The organism is Pseudoxanthomonas sp. LjRoot204_2, from assembly GCF_056175765.1.
In genome coordinates this window covers 1-3,154 of the sequence record NZ_JBGFFG010000388.1, presented here as the reverse complement: position 1 = coordinate 3,154, position 3,154 = coordinate 1, and the positions used below count along the sequence as shown (strand labels likewise).

Below are 3,154 nucleotides of genomic sequence, written 5' to 3'. Positions count from 1 at the left end.
GCCTGAGCCCGGTTGACCGTGTGTCGCTCGTCGACGCGCCGCTGGTGTTCGTCGGCTACGGCATCACCGCGCCCGACCGCAGGTGGAACGATTACAAGGGTGCCGACCTGAAAGGCAAGGTCGCGGTGGTGCTGGTCAACGATCCGGACTTCGAAACCGCGTCGCCCGGTGCATTCGACGGCCGCGCGGTGACGTACTACGGCCGATGGACCTACAAATACGAGGAACTGGCGCGACAGGGTGCCGCAGGGGTGCTGATCGTCCACGAGACGGAACCGGCCGCGTATGGCTGGGCGACCGTGCGCGCGTCGGGCGTGTCTCCGGTGTTCGACATCCCGCGCGCGGACGCCGCGACCTACCACACGCCGCTGCGCGGCTGGATGCAGCGCGACCTGGCGGTGTCGCTGTTCCAGCGTGCCGGACTGGACTTCGAGATGGAGAAACGCCGTGCGCAGACGGCCGCCTTCGCTCCCGTGGCGCTGGGCGATGCGACCTTGTCGGCCACGTTCGCCGTCAAGCGTGACCAAGTGGTAACGCGCAACGTCATCGGACGCTTGCCGGGTGCGACCCGACCGGACGAAACGGTCATCTATTCCGCGCATTGGGACGCCTTTGGCATCGGCGAGCCGGACACGACAGGCGATGCGATCCGTCATGGAGCGGTCGACAATGCCACCGGTGTCGCGGCGGTGATCGAACTGGCGCGCGTGTTCGCCGCCGGTCCACGCCCGCAGCGGACCCTGTTGTTCATGGCGCTGACCGCGGAGGAAAAAGGTCTGCAGGGCGCCAGCTATTACGCCGCCAACCCGGTGGCGCCGCTGGAGAAGACGGCGGCGGTGCTCAACATCGAAATGCTCAGCTCCGATGGCCCGAATCGCGATATCGCTTCGTGGGGCAAGGGCCGTGTGTCGCTGGAAGGCGACCTGAAACGCGTGGCGGAAGCGCAGGGACGCAACTATTCGGAGGATCCCAACCTGGAGGCGGGCTTCTTCTATCGCGCGGACCACTTCGCCTTTGCGCGCGCGGGCGTTCCCGCGATCACCGTGGGTGCGGGACTGGATCGCGTGGAGGGCGGCGTCGCAGGCGGCCGGGCGCTGCGCGATGCCTATTTCGCCCGTTGCTACCACCAGCCCTGCGATGCGTGGACACCGTCGTGGGATGCAGGCGGTCAGGCACGGGACGTGACGCTGCTCTACACCCTCGGCCGCGAGATCGCGGACAGCGATGCCTGGCCCCGCTGGCTGAACGGTTCAGAATTCGAAGCGATCCGCGCGCGCAGCGAGACTGAACGCGAATAGCGGCGCACGCGCACGGCGTTCATGTGATTCGCTGCGCTATGCTGCGTGTCCTTTCCCAATACCGGAACGCACGTGGCCCCTCTTCATGCCCTGGTCTATCAGAGCCAGGCCACGCGCCCGCTGGATGCGGCCGATCTCGACCAGCTGCTGCTGGATGCGCGCGTGGCGAATGAACTCGCCGAGGTGACCGGTGCGCTCCTGTACGGTGGGCAGCGCTTCGTGCAGTACCTGGAAGGCGCACGTGCCGACGTGGAGCAGATCTACGCCCGCATCGCGCGCGCCAGCCAGCATCAGCGGCTGGAGATCCTGGAGCAGGGCAGGGTGGAAAAACGCCAGTTCCAGCGTTGGCATATGGGTTTCGCCACCGCACCGCAGACGCTGGTGCAGCAGCTCAGCCAGTCGCAGTGGCGTCGCGAGATTCCGTGGCTGGAAGACGAATCCGCCGACTCTGCGGGCCTGACGCGCTTGCTTGCCTTCTGGAAAGACGAAGCCAGGCTGACGCGCTGAAGGCGCCTCAGGGCCAGCGGTTGGGTCTGCCGCGCGGGCTGCCTTCGTCCATCGGCACCACGCAGAAGCGATGGCCGGTGGGCGCTTCCATCACCCACCAGCGGTTGCGTACGTGCTGGATGCGCCTGGCGCCGAGCGCTTCCAGCCGCGCGACTTCGGCCTCGATGTCGTCGGTCTCGATATCGAGGTGCACGCGCGCGTCATGCTTCACCTTCTGCACTTCGATATGCAGGCCACCCGGGCCGGGCTCGAACTTGTCGTAGATGCCCAGGCCGCCGTCGTCGGGATCGGTGACCTTCAACCCCAGGGCGGCGCTCCAGAAGGCGGAGGCGGCGGGCAGGTCGTCGACCTGGCTGTCGATGATGAAACCGGCGAGACGGCTGCGGTGGCTCATGGCGACTCCTGCGGTGGGATCATGGCGGCATCCTGCCACGCTTCGCGGTCGCGCGTTGTCCTCTCACCACAGCGCTTGCCCACTGGAGGATTGAGCGACGAAACCCTGCGTCGCTCATCCCTTGCGACGGCCGCTCTACTGGGGCAGGGCCAGATCGTCGATCAGCGCCTTCAGGAAACGCGCCGCTTCGCCACCCGTGCACGCGCGATGGTCGAACGTCACCGACAACGGGATCACCTTGTGCGATTCGAAGCCGCCCATCACCGGCGTAACCTGGTGGCGCGCGCGACCGGCGGCGACGATGGCCACGCACGGCGGCACCACCACAGGGGTCGCRTAGCGGCCGGCGAACATGCCGAAGTTGCTCAGCGAGATCGTGTAGCCGGTCAGCTCCGACGGCGGGATGCTGCGGTCTTCCACCTGCGCGCGCAGGCGGTTGATGCTCTCGCGCACGCCGCCGGCCTCCAGCAGGTCGGCGTTGCGCAGCGCGGGGACGAACAGGCCGTCATCGGTATCCACGGCGATGCCGATGTCGACATGCGGGTGCAGCGTGCGGGTGAGCTTCTCGCCATCGAACCAGGCGTTCATCGCCGGCACCGACTTGCAGGCACGGACGATGGCGCGGACCAGGCGGCCGGTCATGTCGTTGCCGGGTGTCCAGTCGTGCACGTCGGCGTCGTCGCTGAGCGTGGTCGGCACGACCTTGGCATGCGCATCGGCCATCACGCGCGCCATGTTCCGGCGCACGCCCTTGAGTTGTTCCGGCTGTCCGCTGACCGACACGCCCGGCGGCTGCGTGCGCATCGGCTTGCCGCTGGCGGACAGCGCAGTACGTTGATMTTCCCTTCTCCCTTCGGGAGAAGATGCCCGCAGGGCGGATGAGGGTTCGGTGCGAGTACTGGCGGTCGGATGCTGCGAACCCTCACCCCCAACCCCTCTCCCGACGGGAGAGGGG

General features: G+C 67.5%; 4 protein-coding genes. 2 read left to right on the top strand and 2 right to left on the bottom strand.

Annotation, left to right across the window (positions count from 1 at the left end; genetic code table 11):
- Together AC04L7_RS15305 and AC04L7_RS15300 are read left to right on the top strand one after the other, a co-directional pair.
- Positions 1–1,298 (top strand): M28 family metallopeptidase (locus AC04L7_RS15305; protein WP_475513331.1); only part of this gene is annotated, 1,298 nt, incomplete at its 5' end.
- Between the two features lie 72 nt (positions 1,299–1,370).
- Entirely contained in the window at positions 1,371–1,805 is a 435-nt protein-coding gene (locus AC04L7_RS15300; protein WP_296279413.1) for a BLUF domain-containing protein, read from the top strand.
- Between the two features lie 7 nt (positions 1,806–1,812).
- Here the strand turns inward: AC04L7_RS15300 and AC04L7_RS15295 are convergent, their stop codons facing one another.
- Complete coding sequence (locus tag AC04L7_RS15295) at positions 1,813–2,199, bottom strand: VOC family protein (RefSeq protein WP_296279414.1); 387 nt, start codon at positions 2,197–2,199, stop codon at positions 1,813–1,815.
- Positions 2,200–2,334: 135 nt separating this feature from the next.
- On the bottom strand, positions 2,335–3,154 hold an 820-nt coding region (locus AC04L7_RS15290; protein WP_475513330.1), incomplete at its 5' end, for a dihydrolipoamide acetyltransferase family protein.